Origin of the sequence: Martinezella lusitana, from assembly GCF_010668395.1 — a bacterium.
GTDB classification, from domain to species: Bacteria; Pseudomonadota; Alphaproteobacteria; order Rhizobiales; family Rhizobiaceae; genus Rhizobium; species Rhizobium lusitanum_A.
On the sequence record NZ_WUEY01000020.1, the window covers coordinates 1 to 19,605 of the forward strand.

At 56.4% G+C, this 19,605-nt stretch carries 16 protein-coding genes and 3 pseudogenes; 16 read left to right on the forward strand and 3 right to left on the reverse strand.

From position 1 onward, the window contains the following. Positions 1–231 precede the first annotated feature (231 nt). Both GR212_RS28970 and GR212_RS28975 read left to right on the forward strand, forming a co-directional pair. Positions 232–474: a type II toxin-antitoxin system ParD family antitoxin gene (locus GR212_RS28970; RefSeq protein WP_163992065.1), complete on the forward strand. Its 243-nt coding sequence runs from the start codon at positions 232–234 to the stop codon at positions 472–474. Further along, positions 471–764 carry a type II toxin-antitoxin system RelE/ParE family toxin gene (locus GR212_RS28975; protein ID WP_163992067.1) on the forward strand — a complete coding sequence of 98 codons (294 nt, stop codon included), beginning with the start codon at positions 471–473 and terminating at the stop codon, positions 762–764. The genes GR212_RS28970 and GR212_RS28975 overlap by 4 nt, the downstream gene beginning before the upstream one ends. A 106-nt stretch (positions 765–870) precedes the next feature. On the opposite strand, the pseudogene GR212_RS28980 reads toward GR212_RS28975, so the two are convergent. Then, a pseudogene (locus GR212_RS28980) lies at positions 871–1,512 on the reverse strand (hypothetical protein); the annotation flags it as partial. Between GR212_RS28980 and GR212_RS28985 the strand changes: the two are divergent. The 3 genes and pseudogenes from GR212_RS28985 to GR212_RS28995 form a co-directional block, all read left to right on the forward strand. Continuing rightward, a pseudogene (locus GR212_RS28985) lies at positions 1,511–2,633 on the forward strand (type II toxin-antitoxin system HipA family toxin); the annotation flags it as partial. The pseudogenes GR212_RS28980 and GR212_RS28985 overlap by 2 nt on opposite strands. Positions 2,634–2,980: 347 nt before the next feature. Further along, positions 2,981–3,454 carry a mobile mystery protein A gene (locus GR212_RS28990; protein ID WP_163992071.1) on the forward strand — a complete coding sequence of 158 codons (474 nt, stop codon included), beginning with the start codon at positions 2,981–2,983 and terminating at the stop codon, positions 3,452–3,454. Next, complete coding sequence (locus GR212_RS28995) at positions 3,451–4,041, forward strand: mobile mystery protein B (RefSeq protein ID WP_163992073.1); 591 nt, start codon at positions 3,451–3,453, stop codon at positions 4,039–4,041. Before GR212_RS28990 ends, GR212_RS28995 begins: the two co-directional genes overlap by 4 nt. A 150-nt stretch (positions 4,042–4,191) precedes the next feature. Here GR212_RS28995 and GR212_RS29000 read toward each other — a convergent pair whose 3' ends face one another. After that, complete coding sequence (locus GR212_RS29000; protein WP_163992075.1) at positions 4,192–5,565, reverse strand: PLP-dependent aminotransferase family protein; 1,374 nt, start codon at positions 5,563–5,565, stop codon at positions 4,192–4,194. Positions 5,566–5,713: 148 nt separating this feature from the next. Between GR212_RS29000 and GR212_RS29005 the strand changes: the two genes are divergently transcribed. The 10 genes and pseudogenes from GR212_RS29005 to GR212_RS29050 all read left to right on the forward strand — a co-directional run bounded on the left by GR212_RS29005 (position 5,714) and on the right by GR212_RS29050 (position 16,681). Beyond that, positions 5,714–6,031 carry a YdhR family protein gene (locus GR212_RS29005; RefSeq protein ID WP_163992077.1) on the forward strand — a complete coding sequence of 106 codons (318 nt, stop codon included), beginning with the start codon at positions 5,714–5,716 and terminating at the stop codon, positions 6,029–6,031. A gap of 10 nt (positions 6,032–6,041) precedes the next feature. After that, positions 6,042–7,151, forward strand: a complete 1,110-nt coding sequence (locus GR212_RS29010; RefSeq protein ID WP_163992078.1) for an LLM class flavin-dependent oxidoreductase — start codon at positions 6,042–6,044, stop codon at positions 7,149–7,151. Between the two features lie 26 nt (positions 7,152–7,177). After that, positions 7,178–8,113, forward strand: a complete 936-nt coding sequence (locus GR212_RS29015) for a substrate-binding periplasmic protein (RefSeq protein ID WP_163992080.1) — start codon at positions 7,178–7,180, stop codon at positions 8,111–8,113. 50 nt (positions 8,114–8,163) lie between these two features. Further along, on the forward strand, positions 8,164–8,970 hold the full coding sequence (locus GR212_RS29020) for an amino acid ABC transporter ATP-binding protein (protein WP_246726043.1): 807 nt from the start codon (positions 8,164–8,166) through the stop codon (positions 8,968–8,970). Continuing rightward, the gene (locus GR212_RS29025) at positions 8,967–9,638 is read left to right on the forward strand and encodes an amino acid ABC transporter permease (RefSeq protein ID WP_163992082.1); all 672 of its coding nucleotides are present in this window, start codon (positions 8,967–8,969) and stop codon (positions 9,636–9,638) included. Before GR212_RS29020 ends, GR212_RS29025 begins: the two co-directional genes overlap by 4 nt. Beyond that, a complete protein-coding gene (locus tag GR212_RS29030; RefSeq protein WP_163992084.1) occupies positions 9,635–10,315 on the forward strand; it encodes an amino acid ABC transporter permease in 681 nt (226 codons plus the stop codon). Before GR212_RS29025 ends, GR212_RS29030 begins: the two co-directional genes overlap by 4 nt. 1 nt (position 10,316) lies before the next feature. Further along, entirely contained in the window at positions 10,317–11,513 is a 1,197-nt protein-coding gene (locus GR212_RS29035) for an alpha-hydroxy acid oxidase (protein WP_163992086.1), read from the forward strand. Then, a pseudogene (locus tag GR212_RS29040) lies at positions 11,510–12,166 on the forward strand (peroxiredoxin). Before GR212_RS29035 ends, GR212_RS29040 begins: the two are co-directional and overlap by 4 nt. 866 nt (positions 12,167–13,032) lie before the next feature. After that, positions 13,033–15,069 (forward strand): transketolase, encoded by a 2,037-nt coding sequence (gene tkt / locus GR212_RS29045; RefSeq protein ID WP_163992088.1) that lies wholly within the window; start codon positions 13,033–13,035, stop codon positions 15,067–15,069. 1 nt (position 15,070) lies between these two features. After that, on the forward strand, positions 15,071–16,681 hold the full coding sequence (locus GR212_RS29050; protein WP_163992090.1) for a ribulokinase: 1,611 nt from the start codon (positions 15,071–15,073) through the stop codon (positions 16,679–16,681). A gap of 54 nt (positions 16,682–16,735) precedes the next feature. Here the strand turns inward: GR212_RS29050 and GR212_RS29055 are convergent, their stop codons facing one another. Continuing rightward, complete coding sequence (locus GR212_RS29055; protein ID WP_246726044.1) at positions 16,736–18,151, reverse strand: ROK family transcriptional regulator; 1,416 nt, start codon at positions 18,149–18,151, stop codon at positions 16,736–16,738. Between the two features lie 117 nt (positions 18,152–18,268). Between GR212_RS29055 and GR212_RS29060 the strand changes: the two genes are divergently transcribed. Continuing rightward, positions 18,269–19,582 (forward strand): ABC transporter substrate-binding protein, encoded by a 1,314-nt coding sequence (locus GR212_RS29060; protein ID WP_163992092.1) that lies wholly within the window; start codon positions 18,269–18,271, stop codon positions 19,580–19,582. Positions 19,583–19,605: the final 23 nt, after the last annotated feature.

Here is a 19,605-nt window from a genome sequence, read left to right on the forward strand (position 1 = left end):
CATATGAAACGTTCTATGTTCGGACATAGGAGCAGACATAGCACTTCACACCAGAACTCATTCATTACTCAGGCACGAATAGATCCTCGGCATAGCCGTCGCCAGACGGGGTTGTTTCATCGCTTACTTTGTACCAATAGGTGGTCGGCTTGAATTGGGTCAAGAGCCCTATCACGGGTTTTGACAATCTTTGCCAAAGGCGCTTATAATCTCCAGGAATGGAGTTGGCCAATGGCAACGATGAATGTATCTCTACCGGACCCGATGAAAGACTGGGTCGAGGCACAGGCAAAGACGGGGCGGTATTCGAATGCTAGCGACTACGTTCGCGACTTGATCAGACGTGATCAGGCGCGAAACGACAAGATTGCTGCCATGCAAGCCTTTGTTGACGCCGGTCTCCAGAGTGGGGTTGGAACTCGATCGAGGGATGATCTGTTTGCCGAGGCTGAGGCTCGCGCCAAAAAATCATGAGCTACAGGCTTTCTTTCGAGGCGGAAGAGGACATTATCGCGATCGCGGAGCAAGGTGTACGCATGTTTGGCGCCCATCAGGCGCGCCGCTACCACAATGATCTCTTTGCTCTACTGGATTTGCTCGCCGAAAATCCACGTATTGCACGCGAGAGAGTTGAGATTGACCCGCCAGTCAGAATTCATCCCTTCAAAGCACATCTGATCGTTTATCGGATAGCCGAAGATGAGACAGTTCTCGTCATACGCATTCGGCACGGGCATGAAGATTGGGTAAGCGATTCAATATAGGGCATGGCGGACGAACCTCTTGTTTCCGCACGCCATAGGTTCGATTCTATTCAAGGCGAAGCCGACCCGTCAGGCGCGATTTTTCCGCATCTGACGGGATCGATGGTTATGCCGCTTCCCAGACCTGGTTCAGGATCTTGGCCGCAAGCGCTGCCTTATCCTGCGGCAAGAAGCGACCATAATGCTGCTGCACGACATCTGGCGTATCCTGGATCGCGTAGCTCGCCTGCTCATAGGAGCCGGTTTGCTTCAGAATATGAGTTGCAAGGATATCCCGCAAATTATGTGGTCCATGCGGTAGCAAGCCCTTGATCGCGCCGCGACCGGTATAAGGGTTGTAGATCCCATATCGCTGGATCACGGTTCGCCAAGCCTCGTAAAATTTTGTTGAGTCGTAGGCGGCGTCGAGGCTTGTCGTCTTCACTGTCTTGACGAAGAATGTGCTAGGATCCTTTGCGCTCCCGAGCAGCACGCCGCGATGCTTGTCGATATAGGCCTCAAGGTATTTGTAGAGATCGAGCAGATCAGGCAGAATCAACCTGAATGGCTTCTGCCCGAAAAACGACGAGCCTGAATTCTTGAACGCGACCGACGGGATCAGCACTTCCCAGCCGCCGTCGCGATCGCTCCAGCGTAATTCTCCGCATTTCATGTCTTCGAGGCGGCGTTCGGATGTCGGGAAATGCCCGCGCGGGCAGACGAGCAGTTGCCGCAGGTTCTTCTGACGAAGACCGAGATGCAGGCCTAGCTATCGCGAAACGGGCGGCTTTCCTGTGCTCAGCCTGTCTTTTCGCGCAGCCACTGGCGGATTGCGTAAGGACCCGAAACCCGTTGCCCGCGCTCTTTGCCAATCTGCTTCCCGAAGACAAGCTGCGCGAGGCGATGGAAAAACACCACGCGGGGAGTGTTCGCGCCGGAAACGATTTCGACTTGCTCGTCGCGCTCGGGTCGGATCTGCCTGGTGCCGTCCGCGTCATGCCGAGCGACAGGGCGATTGCCCCTCTCGATAATCTGCCAGCGCCTAAGCCGAAAGCACGGTTTTCGCTTGCCGGTTTTCAGATGAAGCTTTCGGTGATCAAGAACACGGGCAAGGGCGGTGGACTGACGCTGCCGCTCGGCGACGACCAGGGATCCTACATCGCCAAGTTTCCATCGACCTCATTTCCCGGCGTGTGGGAAAATGAATATGCCAACCTGGCATTGGCTGAAGCGATCGGCATGGAGGTTCCGGAACGTGAACTGGTCGAGCAATCGGAGTTCGAGGGTATACCGAAGGAATTCGAGACGCTGTCGGATGGAAAAGTCCTGCTTGTCAAACGCTTCGATCGCAGCGCAGACGGTGAGCGGATCCATATCGAGGATTTCGCGCAGGCGTTCGGCGTCTATCCTTCCCGGAAATACGAGGGAGCCGCCTACCATGATATCGCCGCAGCTTTGAATGTTGCAGTTTCGTCCACTGCTGCGCTTGAGTTCGTCCGCCGGCTGGCTCTGGCTGCGATAACAGGCAATGGCGATATGCACCTGAAGAACTGGTCATTGATCTATCGCGAGGGAGGTGACAAACCGCAACTCGCGCCTGTCTATGACGTGCTCTCGACGGTCCCTTACATCCCCGCGGATGCCATGGCTCTGTCGCTCGCTGGCGAGCGCCCCTTCAAGGCGCTGAACGTACAGCGGTGGAAAGCCTTCTCCAATCGTGCACACCTGCCGGAAGCGGCCGTACTCAAGGTGGTGGCCGACACGGTGGAGCGCGTGAACGAACTTTGGTGGTCGTTGCCGGAACGCACAGTCGTTCCGACGGAGGTTCTCGAGCGTATCGATACGCATGTAAGGCTGATGACACCGATCCTTGGCACGTGTGCAGACTGAAGTGGTGGCCAACCTCGCTGATCTGCTCCAAAAAAGCCGCTGAGACTTTCCGACTTGTGTCGCGGGCGACCGCCCGCGCCAGACGCCGACTGCGAGAAAACTTGCCCTGACAACAGATAGATAGCAGTGAATGCGTTTGATCTTGGGCTCGTCCGGTATGGTGGCTGAAATAAGCCGCTGCAATCCTCGTTCCTTGCCACTCTTAAAGATTGGTCCGTGACTCTCACGAAATGTATCCAATAGAACCTAGCCATTCTGGAATGCTAAGTAATTTGAATCTATAAGTTCAGCAGTTATAGCAATTTCAGAATTTATAAGTTATAAAGATTATAGGAGATTGAAAACCTATGAATTCAAAGAAGCGAAATCTAAACGCGCTCGCTCGGTGGGCGCTGGACCAGCAACTGAAGCCTCTGCGAACAATGGAGCCATTGATCCGCCCAGAAAGGGGGTGGATTCGGGCTATTCGTGAATCTATCGGCATGACGACAGGGCAATTCTCGAAGCGACTGGGCGTTGCCCAGCCACGCATTGCAGCTCTTGAGCGCGCCGAGGCAAACGAAGTAGTAACGCTCAAGAGCCTACGGCAAGCAGCCGAGGCGTTGGACTGCGTTCTCATCTATGCCGTCGTACCCAAGGCCGGACTGGAAGATGTGGTGAAAGCCCGAGCTCGTTATGTCGCTGAACAACAACTCAAACGGACGGACCAGACCATGCGGCTGGAAAATCAAGCGGTCAGCCGCGCCCGACTGGAACGCGCCCGAGATGACCTCGCGGAGGAGATTCTAAGAGACTATAAGCGCCTGTGGGCGGACACATGAGCGGTCCGCTGATCGATGCAGAGGATGATGCTGCGACGCCGTTGACGCCGGATGAGCGCCGCGATCTGATCCCCAGCTACATTACTACGCGCGACCAATTGAATGAGGTAGAGCAACTTGGGATCGCGGAAGCTGACCGATGGGCCTTTGGCCGCAAACGCGACGTACTCGATGAGCGATTTCTGTTAGGCCTGCACAAGCGGATGTTCCGGGATGTATGGAAATGGGCAGGAAGTTTCCGTACTACACCGCGAAACATCGGAGTTGACGCCTATAAAATCGGCGTAGAGTTGCGCCAACTCCTCGATGATGTACGCTACTGGAGCGCACATTCCACTTTCGCACCGGATGAAATTGCACTTCGATTTCATACGCGCTTGACCTGGATTCATCCGTTCCCAAATGGAAATGGCCGTCACGCGCGTCTTGCGGCTGATCTTCTGGTGGTGGCGTTGGGTGGTCGTCGCTTCACCTGGGGTGGTGCCGGCCTCATCGATGCGAATGCCGTGCGCAGGGCCTATATCGACGCTGTACGTGCAGGCGACAATTACGACTTTGCACCGCTTCAAAGATTCGCGCGTTCCTAAATTTAGATCCAGATCGGGTGCCGTTGTCGCGAAAGCCAAAGCCTAACCGATGCACCGGTACAAGTGGCATGGAAAAGCAGCGTGCCGAATAATATCAACGAAACCATTAGCTTAGAGAAAACAACAGCAGGGCCGCCGGTTCAACTCCCTTCAATCAAAGGAGATGTCATCTGTGCCTATCCTGGCCGCTATAGCAATCTCGCTTGCGACAGCTTCTATACCGACACGATCGGTGGGCAGTTGGCCGACCGAGATTGCGATATGATGGCCTTTGACCTGAATGCCAAAAAAGCGGCGACCGGGAGCCGCCTGTATCGCCTTGGATGAGAGGTGAGAAATTGCAGCGGCCTCGTCTTCAACAGATATCCAAACCATGAGACCGTCGCGCGCTGGCGAGATTTCGACGCCGAGTCTATCCAGCACTGTTGAAAGGGTTCTCCTTCTAAACGCGTAATTTTTGCGCGCCACTGATACCATTGTTTCGGTCTCGGGGTCGCGAAGAAGGTAATTCAGTGCGCCTTGAAGAATACGACTCGTAACGCCCAAACCTCGCGAACGTTCGAGCCGAACTCGATCGACCCATTCCGACGCGCCGCCGATTACACTCGACCTGAGATCCAACCCGAATGCCTTGCAATAGGATCTGATAAGCAGAGTTTGCTGAGGCAACATGGAACCTAAACTCGCAGATTCGTCAGCACAGAGCGGCCCAAGGGCGTCGTCTTCAATGACGCAAACGTCTTGATGCTTTCGCAAGATAGCTGCCATTTCGGCCACTCTCGCCACTGAGACCGTAATGCCAAGTGGTTGGTGGCCTCGCGGCTGGTAGATGAATGCCTTCGGACTATCACCAAGCGCTGAGCTCAAGGGTTCAATCATGGGGCCGGACTGGTCACATTCAACACCGACAATTTGTAGATTAAGCAAGCGGGCGATTGCCAGTAGGCGAGAACTCGTCGGCTGTTCGACTGCAATCTTGTCGCCGGGCGATGTTGCTGCTTGCAGACAAAGGAGCATGCTTTCCGAACTCGCACCGACGATCGTCCAGGCTTCCGCTTCGAACGGCCACTGCGACTGTACGGTGAGGCGCAGCGGTTCGATGATGTAGTCCAACGAGACGGAATTCATCTTGTCGGCATTCAAACCCGCAATCAGCGCTTTTTCCAGTGAAGGCTGCAGTCGTGGGTCAGGTGAAGCTTGAGAGAGGTTGAGCGGAGCAGGTGGCCAGGAAGTGCGACCAACTTCCTGCGCTTGCTTTAGTCCGACGACATAAGTTCCCCCACGTCGTCGCGTCGTAATCAGTCCTTCATTTTTCAAGTCTGACCAAGCGAGCGCAATTGTTCCAACACTCACGCCAAGGTTCGAGGCCATCTCCCTCACGGAAGGCATCTTGCTACCTTCCGCAATGGACCCGGTCTCGATGAGTTCTCGAAACTGTGTCGCAATGTGAGTGGAATCCTTACCTTGAAATAACACAGCGATGTCTTTCGCCTGCAATTGCGTACTCACCAATTCCATATCCATAGAAATTTATCCCACTCTCGGTCCACAAGCGCCAATAATATGTTCAAAACAGCGTAAAAAAAATGAACAATTGCTTTTGAGATCGAACATATTGACCTGTATCACCAAATACCCTACCAATTCGATAGACATTAAATGGAGTTTTGTCATGGGCTTTGTGATTGCTCAAGTGAATTATGATAGCGATTTTCAGGACGGCGTCGCGCGGCCCGACAAGATCAAAACAGCCGAGAAGCGTACCGAAATCCCGGGCTTTCTGTGGAAGATTTGGTTGCGTGACGAAAATGCCAAGCGGGGTGGCGGCCTTTTTCTCTTCAAGGACCGTCCGTCGGCCGAGGCGTGGCTGGCAGCCCGTGCAAATCAGACATTTCACAGCGCTTATTCGAACATAACTGTCGAATTGTTCGACGTTGATGAAGAGCTCAGCCGCGTATCGCAGGCTCCCCTTGACGCTGCTGCGGCCTGAGGAAGCGGACATGAGCGTTGAGATTTTTGGCCACCTTACCCATCGAAACGAATCTGAGGTTCATCTCGCAAGCGGCCCCAGCCTCGATGTCGAATACATCAAGCGGCAGTCTCGCGAGCACGAGTATGCCGGTTTCGACGGCGTTCTGATCGGCGTTGGCAGCGACGGCCCCGACAGCCTGCAGATAGCGGCGCTGGCAGCGACCGAAACGAAGACGCTGCGGTTGCTCGTCGCCAACCGACCCGGACTGATCAATCCAACCTGGGCGGCGCGCAGCTATGCGACCTTGGACCGGATATCGAACGGTCGTGCTGCATTCCACGTCATTACGGGACGGGAAAGCGACGGCACCCTCAAGAACGGCGATCCACTGGCGAAAGAGAATCGATACGGCCGTACGAAAGAGTTCATGCAAATCATCAAGCAGGCTTGGACGCAGCGTCAACCTTTCGATTTCCGTGGACGCCATTATGATATCCAGGGCTTTGTCGCCTCCGTCTTTCCGATCCAGGAACCACGAATTCCTGTCTTTTTCGCCGGGAATTCTGATGTGGCATTCGAGGTAGGCGCCGCCGAGGCTGATCGGTATGCTCTCTATGCCCAGCCAATCGAATTCTTGAAGCAGGATATTGCCAAAATCCACGCGGCAGCGAAGGCGTCCGGACGGCCTGATCTGCCAGGCATTATTATATTCGTCCGGCTTGTCGTCGGCGCCACAGACGAGCTCGCATGGCAAAAAGCCGAGGGCCTCAAGCAGGCGGCTATCGCCCAAAGCGGCTCCGTCAAGCCATCGGAGACCCGTTGGCTGCCTTCGAAAGATGGCCGGGACGCAAGCGCTGGCGATCGCCGACAGCTGGAAGCGAACGGGATTTCCGAGCGCCATGACCGCGCGTTGTGGACGGGCCTTTCCGGCGTTACCGAACGAGGGAAGTCCAGCGCGCTGGTAGGCAGCCCGTCGACCATCGTCGATGCACTCCTCGATTATGTCGATGCCGGGGTGACGACATTCATCCTCGACGGCTTCAACAGGCTGAATGACGTCCCGGAGTTCGGGCAGCACATCATTCCCGCCTTCAGGGCGGCGCTGGCCGAACGCGGCCAGTGGCGCAAGGCCGTCTGATCAACCCTTCAAATTCAGGATATCCAATGACTTCGAACATATCATTCCGCCGCAGAACCCTTCTCAAGGCAGGCTTGGCAGGGGGCCTCGTCGCGGCTTCCGGCCTTCGTGTCGCCGCGGCTCCGTCACAATTCAAGACCGTCGAGCCGGGCTTCCTCACGGTTGCCGCTCTCGGTGAGCTGCCTGCCTCCGGCATCGACGTTGACCGCCTTACGGGCACCGATGGCGAAATCATTACCGCTATCGCCGAAAAGCTCGGTCTGAAGGTCAAGCCCGCGCTCGTCGACAATGCCGGGACGATCGAGGCCGTCAGGTCAGGTCGTGCCGACCTCATGCTTGGCAATATGCGCTGGACGGCGAAAAGGGCCGAGGTCATCGCATTGTCTGATCCGGCATATTACGTCACCTATGGCGTCATCACCCAATCCGACCGTAAGCTGCCCGACGTTCTTAAAGTTTCGGATATCTCCGGCCTGCGGGCTGGCACGCTGACTGGCGCTTCTTCCTCTGCCGATCTAAAGAAGATTCCCAATATCGCCGACGTCAAGTTCTATGACAACAGCGAGGCGGTCATCCGCGACCTGACCTCGGGCCGTCTCGATTTCGGCGTCCTCGATCCCACGCTTATCGCCTTCGAGACCAAGCGCAAGCCGGACCTCAAGCTCAAGCATGTCGTCTTCGAGCCGGATGCCGAGTTCGCGATCCTGACTGGCCGGAGTCAGTCCGTGTTTGGCTTGAACTTCAATAATCCAGACCTTCTGGATGCCGTGAACGCCGGGCTTAAATGGGCGGCATCGTCGGGCAAGTCGCGCGAGATTTTCGATAAATACGGGCTATCCGATCCAGCGTACTTTCAGCCGCTGGCGAAGGACCCGCGCGTCGGCGTGGACCGCGATCCGTCTGGAAAAGTCCTGGGCCCGAGCGCCCATGATCCGAAAGACTTCAGCGGCCTGTTTGCGTAGGAGCTATGATGTCGTCGCCCTTGCTTCGAGTGGTACAGGAAGGTGATGTCTTGAACGCTCCCGAGTTCAAGAGGAAGCTCGTCCAAATCGCAGGCCTCTCTAAGAAATTCGGACAGGACGTGGTCCTCAAAGATATCAGCCTTGACGTCTCGGCTGGAGAAGTGCTGACCCTCATCGGCCCCAGCGGGTCGGGGAAGTCCACGCTGCTGCGTTGCATCAATCTCCTCGAAACTCCAAGCGAGGGCACCATCAGCATTGACGGGGAGGCGATCTGGAACTCGAGAGAGCCCGGATCGCGCCTTTCCGCGAAGCGTCTGGCGGCGAAACGCAGCGAGATCGGCATGGTCTTCCAGCGCTTCAACCTATTCCCGCACCTGACGGTTCTCGAGAATGTCAGTATCGGTCTGACCAAGGTCTTGGGAAAGACCAAGAGCGAGGCAGGGGAGACAGCGACTCATTTCATCGAAGCCGTGGGTCTGTCGCGCTTTCTGGGGGCTTACCCAGCTACGCTTTCGGGCGGCCAACAACAACGGGTGGCCATCAGCAGGGCCTTGGCGATGCGACCCAAGCTTATGCTGTTCGACGAGCCCACCGCATCGTTGGACCCAGAGCTCGTCGGCGAGGTAATGGACGTCATGCGAATGGTCGCAAGGACTGGAACGACCATGGTCGTAGTCACCCATGAAATGCATTTCGCCGAAGACATCGCTGATCGTGTGGTTTTCCTGGATGGCGGCCGCGTCGTTGAGGAGGGTGTTCCGAGCGAAGTGCTCCGGAAACCCAGACATGAGCGGACTGCCGCCTTTTTGTCGAGGGTATTGGCGCGTGAGAGGCGGGAAGGGCATTTGCAATCTTGATTACCGAATTCGCCAGGAATTTTCCCGAGATCAGTGCGCTTCTTATCAGTGCGACTGGCATGACGCTTGTCGTCACGTTAGGGTCGGCAGCCGTCGCGACCTTGCTCGGCTTGTTCTTCGCCTACTTGGCGAGTAGCCGCCATGCATTTCTGCGAGTTCTGTCATCGACCTATGTCGCGTTGGCCAGGGCGATCCCGACATTGTCGCTGCTTTTCCTAGTCTACTATGGCCTGCCGTCGTTCAACATCCGTCTGCAGCCGATACCGACGGCGCTGATCGGCTTCGGCATTCATGGTGGCGCATATGTCACCGAGATCATTAGGGCCGCACTGCTGTCTGTGCCAGCCGGGCAGCGCGAAGCCGCTCTGTCAATCGGAATGACGCCATTGCAGTCGATGCGCTACATCCTGTTTCCACAGGCCGGAAAGACCGCAATACCACCCTATTTCAATTACGTTCTCCAGTTGCTAAAGGACACGTCTATCGCGTCCGCAATCGCTGTCCCGGAACTCATGTTTCGGGCAAGAGGTATTGCGAACCAGATGGACCTGACCGATCTCATGTATCTCTATGCCGCAGTGATCTATCTGGCGCTCAGTCTTTCGCTGAGCCGTTTCGCCAGTGCTGTCGAGAAGCGCCTCTGGACGGGTATGAGGGCGGCGCAATGATAGGATGGTTTTCGGGAAACGAAGTTCTCGAGTGGTTGCCGGATCTGTTCGCCGGCGCGCTGGTCACCCTGCGGATCGCCGCCCTGGCGTTTGCACTTGCACTCGCGCTCGGGCTGGCCGTCGCTGTGGCACGGTTGAGCGGCGGTCGATTGCTAAGAACGTTGGCGGGTTCCTATGTCGAAGTCTTTCGGGGGACGCCGCTCCTCACTCAGATGTTGATCGTATACTTCAGCCTAGCGTCACTGGGCTTGACCTTCACCGCCTTCACAGCGGCGGTCATTGCGATAACCTTGAACAGCGGCGCTTATCTGTCGGAGATCTTCCGTGCGGGCATTTTGTCAATCGATCATGGCCAGCGCGAGGCCTCGCTGTCGATCGGAATGCGCGAACCGCAGGTGCTCTTTTACATTGTGTTGCCGCAGGCGTTCAGGGTCATGATACCGCCGATCGCCCACTATGCGGTGATCACGCTGAAGTCGACCTCCCTGGCATCCGCCATCACCGCACCGGAGCTGATGATGCAAGCGCATTCGTTGAGCAGCGAGTACTTCAGGCCAACGGAGATTTATGGGGTCGCCGCCTTGTTTTACGTGGCGATCGCCTATCCGCTTTCGATCATGGCGCACCTCCTCGAGAAGCGCCTGTCGAAGACTGGTGTTTCGGTGGCGGCCTTCTGAGATGCGGGAATCGCAATCGAAATCCGATAAAGCCGCAAGCGAGTTCGCGACGATTCAGGATATCGTTTGGGCGGCGAAGACCAAATTGCCTCAGGATGTCTGGGACTATGTCACCTACGGGACTGATAGCGAGACGACGGTAAGGCGCAACCGCTTCGGTCTCGACAGCTTGGCCCTGGTGCCGCGTATCATGCGGGACGTCAGCCGGATCGACCCGAAGTCCCGTTTGATCGGGAAAGAGTTGCGGATACCGGTCGTTCTGGCCCCCATCGGTTCCATCGCCCTTCTTGATCCCGATGGGGCATTGTCCGCCGCGGAAGTCGCGAGGGACTTCGGTATCCTCCACATAATGAGCGGATACGCCCAGCCGAATTATGATGTGATCGGTCGCGCCGTGCCGGATATGGGCTACGCGGTTCATCCGCGCCCAGGGTTGGCCCCGTTGCGCGATCTCGCGAGCGCGATTGCCGACGCCGGATTCGGAAGCATTGCGCTTGTCAGCGAAGCCGTCTTCTATACCCGGCGGGAGCGCGATCTGATGAGCCAGGTACGGACCGCGTTCAAACCGCAACAACTCTATTCGGAGCTGCTGTCGCAGTCGCGCCGGGACGGAGCGAATCGATCGTCCGATGGTCTCGATGGTGCTCGAATGAGCTGGTCGATGATATCTGATTTGAAGAGCTCAGGCCTGAACGTGATCTTGAAGGGCGTCATGTCACCCGACGATGCGCGTCTTGCGGTCGAGCATGGCGTCGATGCAATCTATGTTTCGAACCACGGGGGCCGGGCGCTGGACCACGCCCAGAGCTCCATCGAGGTTCTTCCCGAAATTGTACAAGCAGTCGGAAGCAGTGCAGAAGTCGTTGTCGATGGCGGATTCGTGCGCGGTACGGACATTGCGAAGGCTCTAGCACTCGGAGCGTCGGCCGTCGCTATCGGGAAGATGCAGGCATGGGCGTTGGCCGCAGGCGGACGAGCCGGGCTTTTCCGCCTTCTGGAATTGCTCGAGGAGGAGTTGGTCATCGCTATGGCTCTGTTGGGCGTCAATTTCATCTCCGAGCTTAGTCCTGACTATGTAAGGCAAGTGCCCGCGATAGGTGTCGTCCATCCTCTAGGAGCATTTCCGGTGGTAATGGAGCGACTTTTAGGCGCAAGCCTAAACCGCCAATTACAAATCGAACAGGGAGAGATTAAATGAGCCTTCGGATCAACGATATCGCGCCGAACTTTTCCGCTCAAACAACCCAGGGACCGATTCGCTTCCATGAATAGATCGGTGATGGCTGGGCGGTGCTGTTCTCCCATCCGAAGAACTTCACGCCAGTGTGCACGACGGAACTGGGCGCGATGGCGGGTTTGGAAAACGAGTTCCGGAACCGCGGCGTGAAGATCATCGGGATATCGGTTGACCCAGTCGAGAGCCACGGAAAGTGGAAGGGCGATATTCAGAAGGCGACGGGTTTCGAGGTCGAATACCCGTTTATCGGGGATAGCGACCTCAACGTTGCCAAGCTCTACGACATGCTACCTGCGGGAGCAGGTGATACCTCGGAAGGGCGGGCACCCGCGGACAATGCCACAGTGCGCTCCGTGTTCGTGGTCGGTCCTGACAAAAAGATAAAGCTGATCCTGACCTATCCGATGACGACAGGTCGGAATTTCGATGAGATTCTTCGATCGATAGACTCGATCCAGTTGACGGCGAAGCACCAAGTGGCCACGCCCGCGAATTGGAAACAAGGGGAAGATGTCATCATCACTGCGGCCGTTTCGAATGAAGACGCAATCTCCCGATTTGGCTCGTTCGACGCTGTTCTTCCGTACCTTCGCAAGACGAAGCAACCACGCTGAGAAAAGTTGCGCGACGTTATGGGTCTTCCTTTTGGCGACCCACTTCAAGATAAGTCAACTTGTCCGGCTGTTGGGTGGAACAATTGTTAATATAGCGCACGTGAGCGACAGACTGCCTGCGCTGTCTTGGACAGAGAGTTTCGGAGGCGGTCTGCATGCTCTCGCTCAGCAACCCGCCCCATCAATTTGGTGGTGAGAGTCAAGTTCCACAAGAAGAAAGCCCGCATTGAGCTGTCGAGATCAATTGGCAGCGTAATTCGTGGGTTGTTGGTTCCGATCCCATCAAGAGCAATTTCCCACTCCTAGCAGAGCCGACGCGGGCATGGACGACGACCAAACGATGACAGGTAACCGATAACGGATTGACCAAGCTCCTATTCTGCCTCAAGAACAGAATTGCTGTCGGCGATCAAAGCTTATCTTCAGCGCTATCCGCTTGGAGAATTCGTTTCCCTTGCAACCATGCTCATCCATGGTCTGGAAGAAGAACAAACTTGATCTGACCTGTTGATCTCTACTCCCTGCGGACTCAGTGTTTCCACCTAGAATTCTTGCGGGTTAAACTTATTTCATCGTCAAAATGCCCGCCGCCTAAGGGGCTGACTTTCCACAAGTTGACCGGGTTGGGCCTGAATGCGGCAAGCGCTCCGTCGCAATTCCGAATCGGGGTCGATCAGGGAGGTCGAATAACGACATATCCAGTTATTTTTGATTAAATTGCGCTCCCATTAGCGTATATATGTATAGAAACATACATATATGCGTTGACTTTTGATCATGGTCGATTGTATCTCTGAGTTCAGGGAGGATCGACATGCGCTTTTCGGCACTGTCGCAGCCCGTCCCTTAAATTCCGGGATGGAAGAATGTTTCACGACGTCAAATCGCTATCGGCATCTGTACCCATGGCAAATGCAATACGGGTCCTTGCGATGGATGCGGTCCTGCACGCCAATTCAGGGCATCCTGGAATGCCGATGGGGATGGCCGACATTGCGGTCGCGCTTTGGGCGGGCCATCTGAAGCACAATCCCAAGAACCCCAATTGGTCGGACCGAGATCGATTTGTTCTGAGCAATGGCCACGGCTCGATGCTGATCTACAGCCTTCTGCATTTGACTGGCTATGATCTGTCGATCGACGACATCAAAGCCTTTCGGACGCTACACAGTAAAACCCCGGGCCATCCCGAGCGCGGCTACACTCCGGGTGTCGAGACCACGACGGGACCGTTGGGTCAGGGTATTGCAAACGCCGTTGGAATGGCCGTTGCTGAAAAGGTTCTTGCTGCTGAATTTAATCGACTGGACCATACGATCGTAGATCATTTCACCTACGCCTTCCTGGGGGATGGATGCCTGATGGAGGGCATTTCGCACGAAGCTTGCTCTCTGGCTGGAACACTGGGTCTTGGGAAGCTGATCGTATTCTATGACGACAACGGCATCTCAATTGATGGCCATGTCGAGGGTTGGTTTTCCGACGACACGCCAGCGAGGTTCCGGTCCTATAATTGGCACGTCATGCCTGCAGTTGATGGGCACAATATTTCCGAGGTGCTGGCGGCGATTGATGCTGCAAAGGCAGATCGCGGCCGACCCACGCTCATTTGCTGCAAAACCGTGATCGGCAAGGGCGCACCCACCAAAGCCGGGAGCCATGACAGTCATGGCAACCCGCTCGGCGCTGCGGAGATTGCCGCCGCTCGCCGGGCTTTGGACTGGCCGCACCCCGCTTTCGAAATCCCTTTCGAGGTTTACGATGCGTGGAACGCAGACAAATTGGGCGGAGAGAGGGAATCGGACTGGATAGGGCGGTTTGCAAGATATCGCGACCAGTACCCCGAGCTTGCCTCTGAATACGACCGTCGCATCAATGGCAGGCTGCCCGCCGATTTTTCGCAACTGTCTGATGACTTCGTTCAAAAGGCGGCTTCGCAGGCCGATGCAGTCGCGACCAGGAAGGCGAGTCTGAATGCCGTCGAGGCTTTTACCCCGGTGCTGCCCGAGTTGGTCGGCGGCTCTGCCGATCTCGCTGGCTCCAATATGACGATCGGGCGCGAGGCAAAACCCCTCACAAAAGCCAGTGGCGGCAATTACGTCTATTACGGTGTTCGCGAGTTCGGCATGGCAGCCATCGTGAACGGAATGCTGGCTCATGGCGGGGTTCGGCCGTTTGGAGGCACCTATGTGATGTTCTCCGAATACGCGCGAAACGCCATCCGCATGGCGGCGTTGATGAAGCTCGGCGTCATCCATGTTCTTACGCACGACTCCATCGCGCTCGGCCAAGATGGCCCCACACACCAGCCGATCGAGCAACTGGCGACCCTGCGAATGATGCCAAACCTCGACGTCTGGAGACCGTGCGATGCCACGGAAACCGCAGTCGCTTGGCAAGCCGCTCTTCAGCACAATGGAACGCCAACTGTCCTGGCTTTGTCGCGCCAGAATTTGCCAGCCCAAACCCGGACAGCAAAGCAGGTCAATGATATCGCAAAGGGCGGTTATACTCTCAGCAAGGAGGCATCTCCGCTGCAGGTGGTGATCATTGCCACGGGTTCCGAGGTGGAAATTGCAGTGGAGGCGCAACGAGAGCTTCAAGGACAGGGGATCGGCGTCCGGGTCGTTTCGCTGCCTTCCACTTTCCTTTTCGATCGCCAGGATCATGCCTACCGCCAGGATGTTCTGCCTGCCAACATTCCCCGCGTGTCCGTGGAGGCCGGCGTTGCAGACTATTGGCGCAAGTATGTGGGGCTTGAAGGGGCAGTCGTTGGAATAGATTCCTTTGGGGAATCTGCCGCTCCAGATGTGTTGTTCAAACATTTCGGTGTAACCGCATCTGCGGTTGTGAAGGCAGCGCAGTCACTTCTCTCCTCATCCAATCGGACGGAGGGCAGGTGATATGGCGACCTCTTATCTCATCGGCCTTGATTACGGATCGGAATCGGCGCGCGGCGTGTTGGTTGATGTCAGCACAGGCTTGCAGGTAGCAAGCCATACCCATGCCTACCGCCATGGCATCATGACGCAGACGCTACCGGGCGGAGAGCAGCTTCCTCGCGGCTGGGCACTGCAGAACGCGACTGACTATGTTGAGGCAGCCGAGGCAATTCTGACGGAACTCGGAAATGGCCGCGATATCGAAGGGATTGGGTTGGGGTTCACGGCCAGTTCGCCAATGCCTGTCGCTGCGAACGGGCAACCGCTTTCAGAACTCTATCCGGCCGATCCGCATGCGTACGTCAAGTTGTGGAAGCACGGTGCGGCGCAGAAGTACGCAGATGATATCAATCTGCGGGGCGGCAGTTATCTGGAGAATTTTGGCGGAAAGGTTTCGGGAGAGTGGCTTCTTGCGAAGGCGGTCCAGATCGCTGCCGAATCTCCAGAAACCTGGAACCGGACTGCGCGATTTATTGAATCAGGTGATTGGCTGGTTTGGCAGCTCTCGGGCCGTGAATGCAGGAGCCTGGGTTTTGCCGCCTACAAGGCGCAATATTCCGAAGAGGATGGTTATCCTGGCGACATATTGGCTGGTCTGGAAACCCGCCTCGACGTCCCGGCGCCCGTGGGAACGAATGCTGGTTACCTGACGGACGGCTGGCTACAGAAGACCGGCATATTGGGAAAGGCCGCCATTGCTGTCTCCGTAATCGACTCCCATGTCGTGCTCCCCGCGATTGGGGCTGTGCGCAAGGGTTGCCTCGTCGGGGCGCTCGGCACCTCCGCAGCTTATCTGCTGCTCAGCGAGCGTTATCAACCGCTGCCCGCGGGCATCGAAGGCGTGGCGTTCAATGGCTCGATGCGAGACCTTTGGTGCTACGAATCGGGACAAGCAAGCTTCGGTGACACGCTCGCGTGGTTCAACAAGAACTTCCCGCGCTCTACCGATCCAGGAGAGAGCTTCGATCTCTACAATGCCGGCGCAGCGGGTCTGACACCTGGGGAAAACCGCCTGGTAGCGCTCGATTGGTGGAACGGAAACAGGGTGCCGCTTGCTGATTCAAGGCTCAGCGGGATCATCATGGGCCTGTCTATGCAGACATCGTCGATCGACATTTATCGCGGGCTGATGGAGGCCCTTTGCTTTGGAGCAAGGTCAATTATCGACCTGTTCGAAGCCGGTGATATCGACATTGAGCGAGTTCTGATGACGAGCGGACTGGCGCAAAACAACCGACTTCTCATCCAGATCATGGCGGATGTGATCAAGCGTCCTATCGATGTACCGGAGCTTGAAAACGCCACGGCGGTTGGAGCCGCAATTCACGGAGCTGTCGCGGGTGGCGTCGTGGGTTCTTACGAAGAGGGGGCTGTCCGCTTCGGCGCAAAGTCATACCGACACTATGTCCCGAACTCCCGGAATGCAAGCACCTACGACACCTTGTACGGCCTTTATCGGGAGATGAGCCAATCGGTGCGGGCGAGGGCTTCGATGCACACGCTGCATTCGCTGCCATCGGCGGACGCTGGCAGCAACAACGCCGATCCTCATATCGAGCGATCGGTCGCCTGACGTTGGTGCAATACCTGGTCAACTGGTGGATTGGTTGACCAGGGCTGCTTGCTGTCATGCCACCTTGGTCAGCGAATGGCCTCGAATGAAGCGGTCAAGCAGACCTTCGATGTTTCCTTTGCTGAACACGTCGTCCATTACCAGGTGAGCGGCACCGAACAGTGCGCTCTCCCTCTGCGGGTCAGCCAATACGATCTGCAGTTCCCGTGTCGCAAGTGGAAGACAGCGTTGGTAGACCAATTCGCGCACGCCCGAGAGAAGGAACTCACCGGCCTGCGCGAGTGTGCCGCCCACGACAATCAGCGATGGGTTCAGGATGCTGACGACGTCGGACGCGACTTCTCCGATCGTCTGTCCCGCGCGACGCACGAACATGATGGCCTCGGGTCGGCTGGATTCTACTTGCTTGATGACATCCCGCGCGTTTTCAGCGTGGAAACCACGTTTGCTTAGGTCACGCGCGATTGCCCAACCTCCAGCACGCGCTTCAACGCATCCGAGCTTTCCACACCGGCACAATGGCGGATCTTCGGACGAGAATTGAATATGCCCGATGTCACCGGCAGCACCTTGGGCGCCCCTGAAGATTCTGCCGCCGGTGATGATCCCACTGCCAATGCCTGTCCCTGCCTTGATGAAGAACATGTCGTCGACATTGGGATAGTTGTGACGATGCTCGAAGATCGCCATCAGGTTCACGTCGTTTTCCACGAAGATGGGAGCATCAAAGTGATTTCGCAGCCAGCCACGAATGTCGAACTCGTCCCAACGGGGAAGAACCGACGGTCCGACGACCCGCCCGCGCTTGAAGTCGACCGGTGTCGGCAGACTCAGCCCGATTCCACAGACGATCCTGCCTGCGACATCTTCCTTGTTCAGCAGTTCTGAGAAGCTGTCCGCCAGTTGCTCCAGCGTTTTTGCGGGAGCTTCCGACGCGGAAATTTCGATCGTCTTCTGGGAAATAATGGAGGGCTGCAAATCCATTGACGCGAGGTGAATATGGGTCTCGCCGATATTGGCGACGAGGATGACGCCCATTGTCTCGCGAACAGCGAGAACCCGCGTCGGACGGCCGCCGCTTGGCAGCGTTTGTTCCGTCTCGCGGAGCAGTCCGGCCGTCAATAGAGCATTCAGCCGTTGCGTCACTGTCACCCGTGACAGGCCCGACGCTTCCAGGAGAGCCGCGCGCGACGATGCCACCCCAGTGGCAACCAGCGAAAAGATATCGGCTGAATTTGAGAGCGAGGCGTCCATGGGGCTGTCGGCCTTCTTCATTTCGTAAATCTCCTGGGCGACGCCCGTCGCGGCAAATTCGAAATCATTATGGTGCGTCGTCACCGACGCGTTTTGGAATTTCTTATCATAAGCCGGACATGTTTCCTCTGTCGATGCCTGCGTTGGAGCCGCCGTTCGCACCGGCGCAGCTATAAGGTGCGGTACCTTGCCTGCACTTTCAATGTCAATTTTCATAATTGCGGATACTTTTGCATATTTTTATACATATATGTTGACATTAATTTGCATAAGCGGTACGCCAAATATGCAAGGCGGAGGCCTTGAAGTTAAGATTTTTATTGGGAGGAGAGCATGAAGCTGAAGCTGCTTGCGGCAACGATGTTTGCGTTGCCTGCTATTGGATTTGCGTCTCAATCGTTGGCTCAGGACAAGGTCGAGCTGACTTTCATGAGCTGGGAAGCCAGCCCCTTGGAGTCTGCGAGCATCAAGACTGGGCTGGAAGACTTCAAAAAGGCCCATCCCAACGTCGACGTCAAATACGTTACGGCACCGTTCGCCCAGCATCACGCGAAGCTGCGCACGATGATGGCTGCCGGAACTGCTCCCGACGTTTTCTATCTCAACCCTGACTATCAGCGTGACTTCATCAACAATGGCCAGCTCCTCGATCTCAGCGACCAATTCTCGAAATACTGGGACATGAAGGATTTCATCGCCAGCTCGCAGAAGAAGATGCAGGTCACCGTTGATGGAAAGACCCACATCTATGGCGTCGACGTCTGCACCGTTGGTCCTGTTCTCTACTATAACAAGAAGCTCTTCGACGAAGCCAAGGTTCCGTATCCGCCGACAAAGCCGGAAGACCAGTGGACCTGGGACCAGTTCGTCGAAAACATGAAGAAGCTGACCAAGGTCGAAAACGGCAAGACCATGCAATATGGTACGGCCAACTTCGAGGAGGGGATGAACCTCTACACCACCCAGGAAATGGTCGCCTCGAACGGCGCGAAGTGGTTCAACGACGACTTCACCAAGGCCGTCGGCATGGATTCTCCGGAAACGAAGGATGCGCTCGAAAAAATCAAGGCGCTGCGCACGTCTGGTATCGCTCCCGACCCGTCTTCAATAGGTCTCGACACCACCAACTCTCCGACCCAGCTTCTGTTGACAGGCCGCGTTGCCAGCCTGTTCATGGGCTCGTGGGGCCTTCAGGAACTCGCCGCTTCGAAGCTCGACCTTGGTGCGGGTTTGCCCCCGAAGATGAACGGCGCTTTCACGCCGATGAGTTCCTGCAACATCGACGCGGTCTGGTCTGGAACCAAGCATCCCCAGGAGGCCGTCGAACTGGTCAGCTTCCTGACATCGATGAAGTTCGCCACGCCGATCTACAAGAGCGGCCTGTGGATGCCGAACCGCCTTTCCATGTACGAGCCCGACAAGCTTAAGGAATGGTACGATGGGAAGGTCTATCCGAAGGGTTGGATCGACATGAAGTCCCTTTGGACGACGAGTGGTCTGCGCTGGTTTGACCAGATCACCAATGCGGACGAGGTCTACAACATCATGTCCGACGAGCTGCAGGCGTTCTTCTATTCGAATAAGCCGCTCGATCAGGTGCTATCTGAAGCACAGCAGCGCGTTAACGAAGCGATGCAGCCGCAGTAAGCTTTGTGATGGCGGGCGGTCCA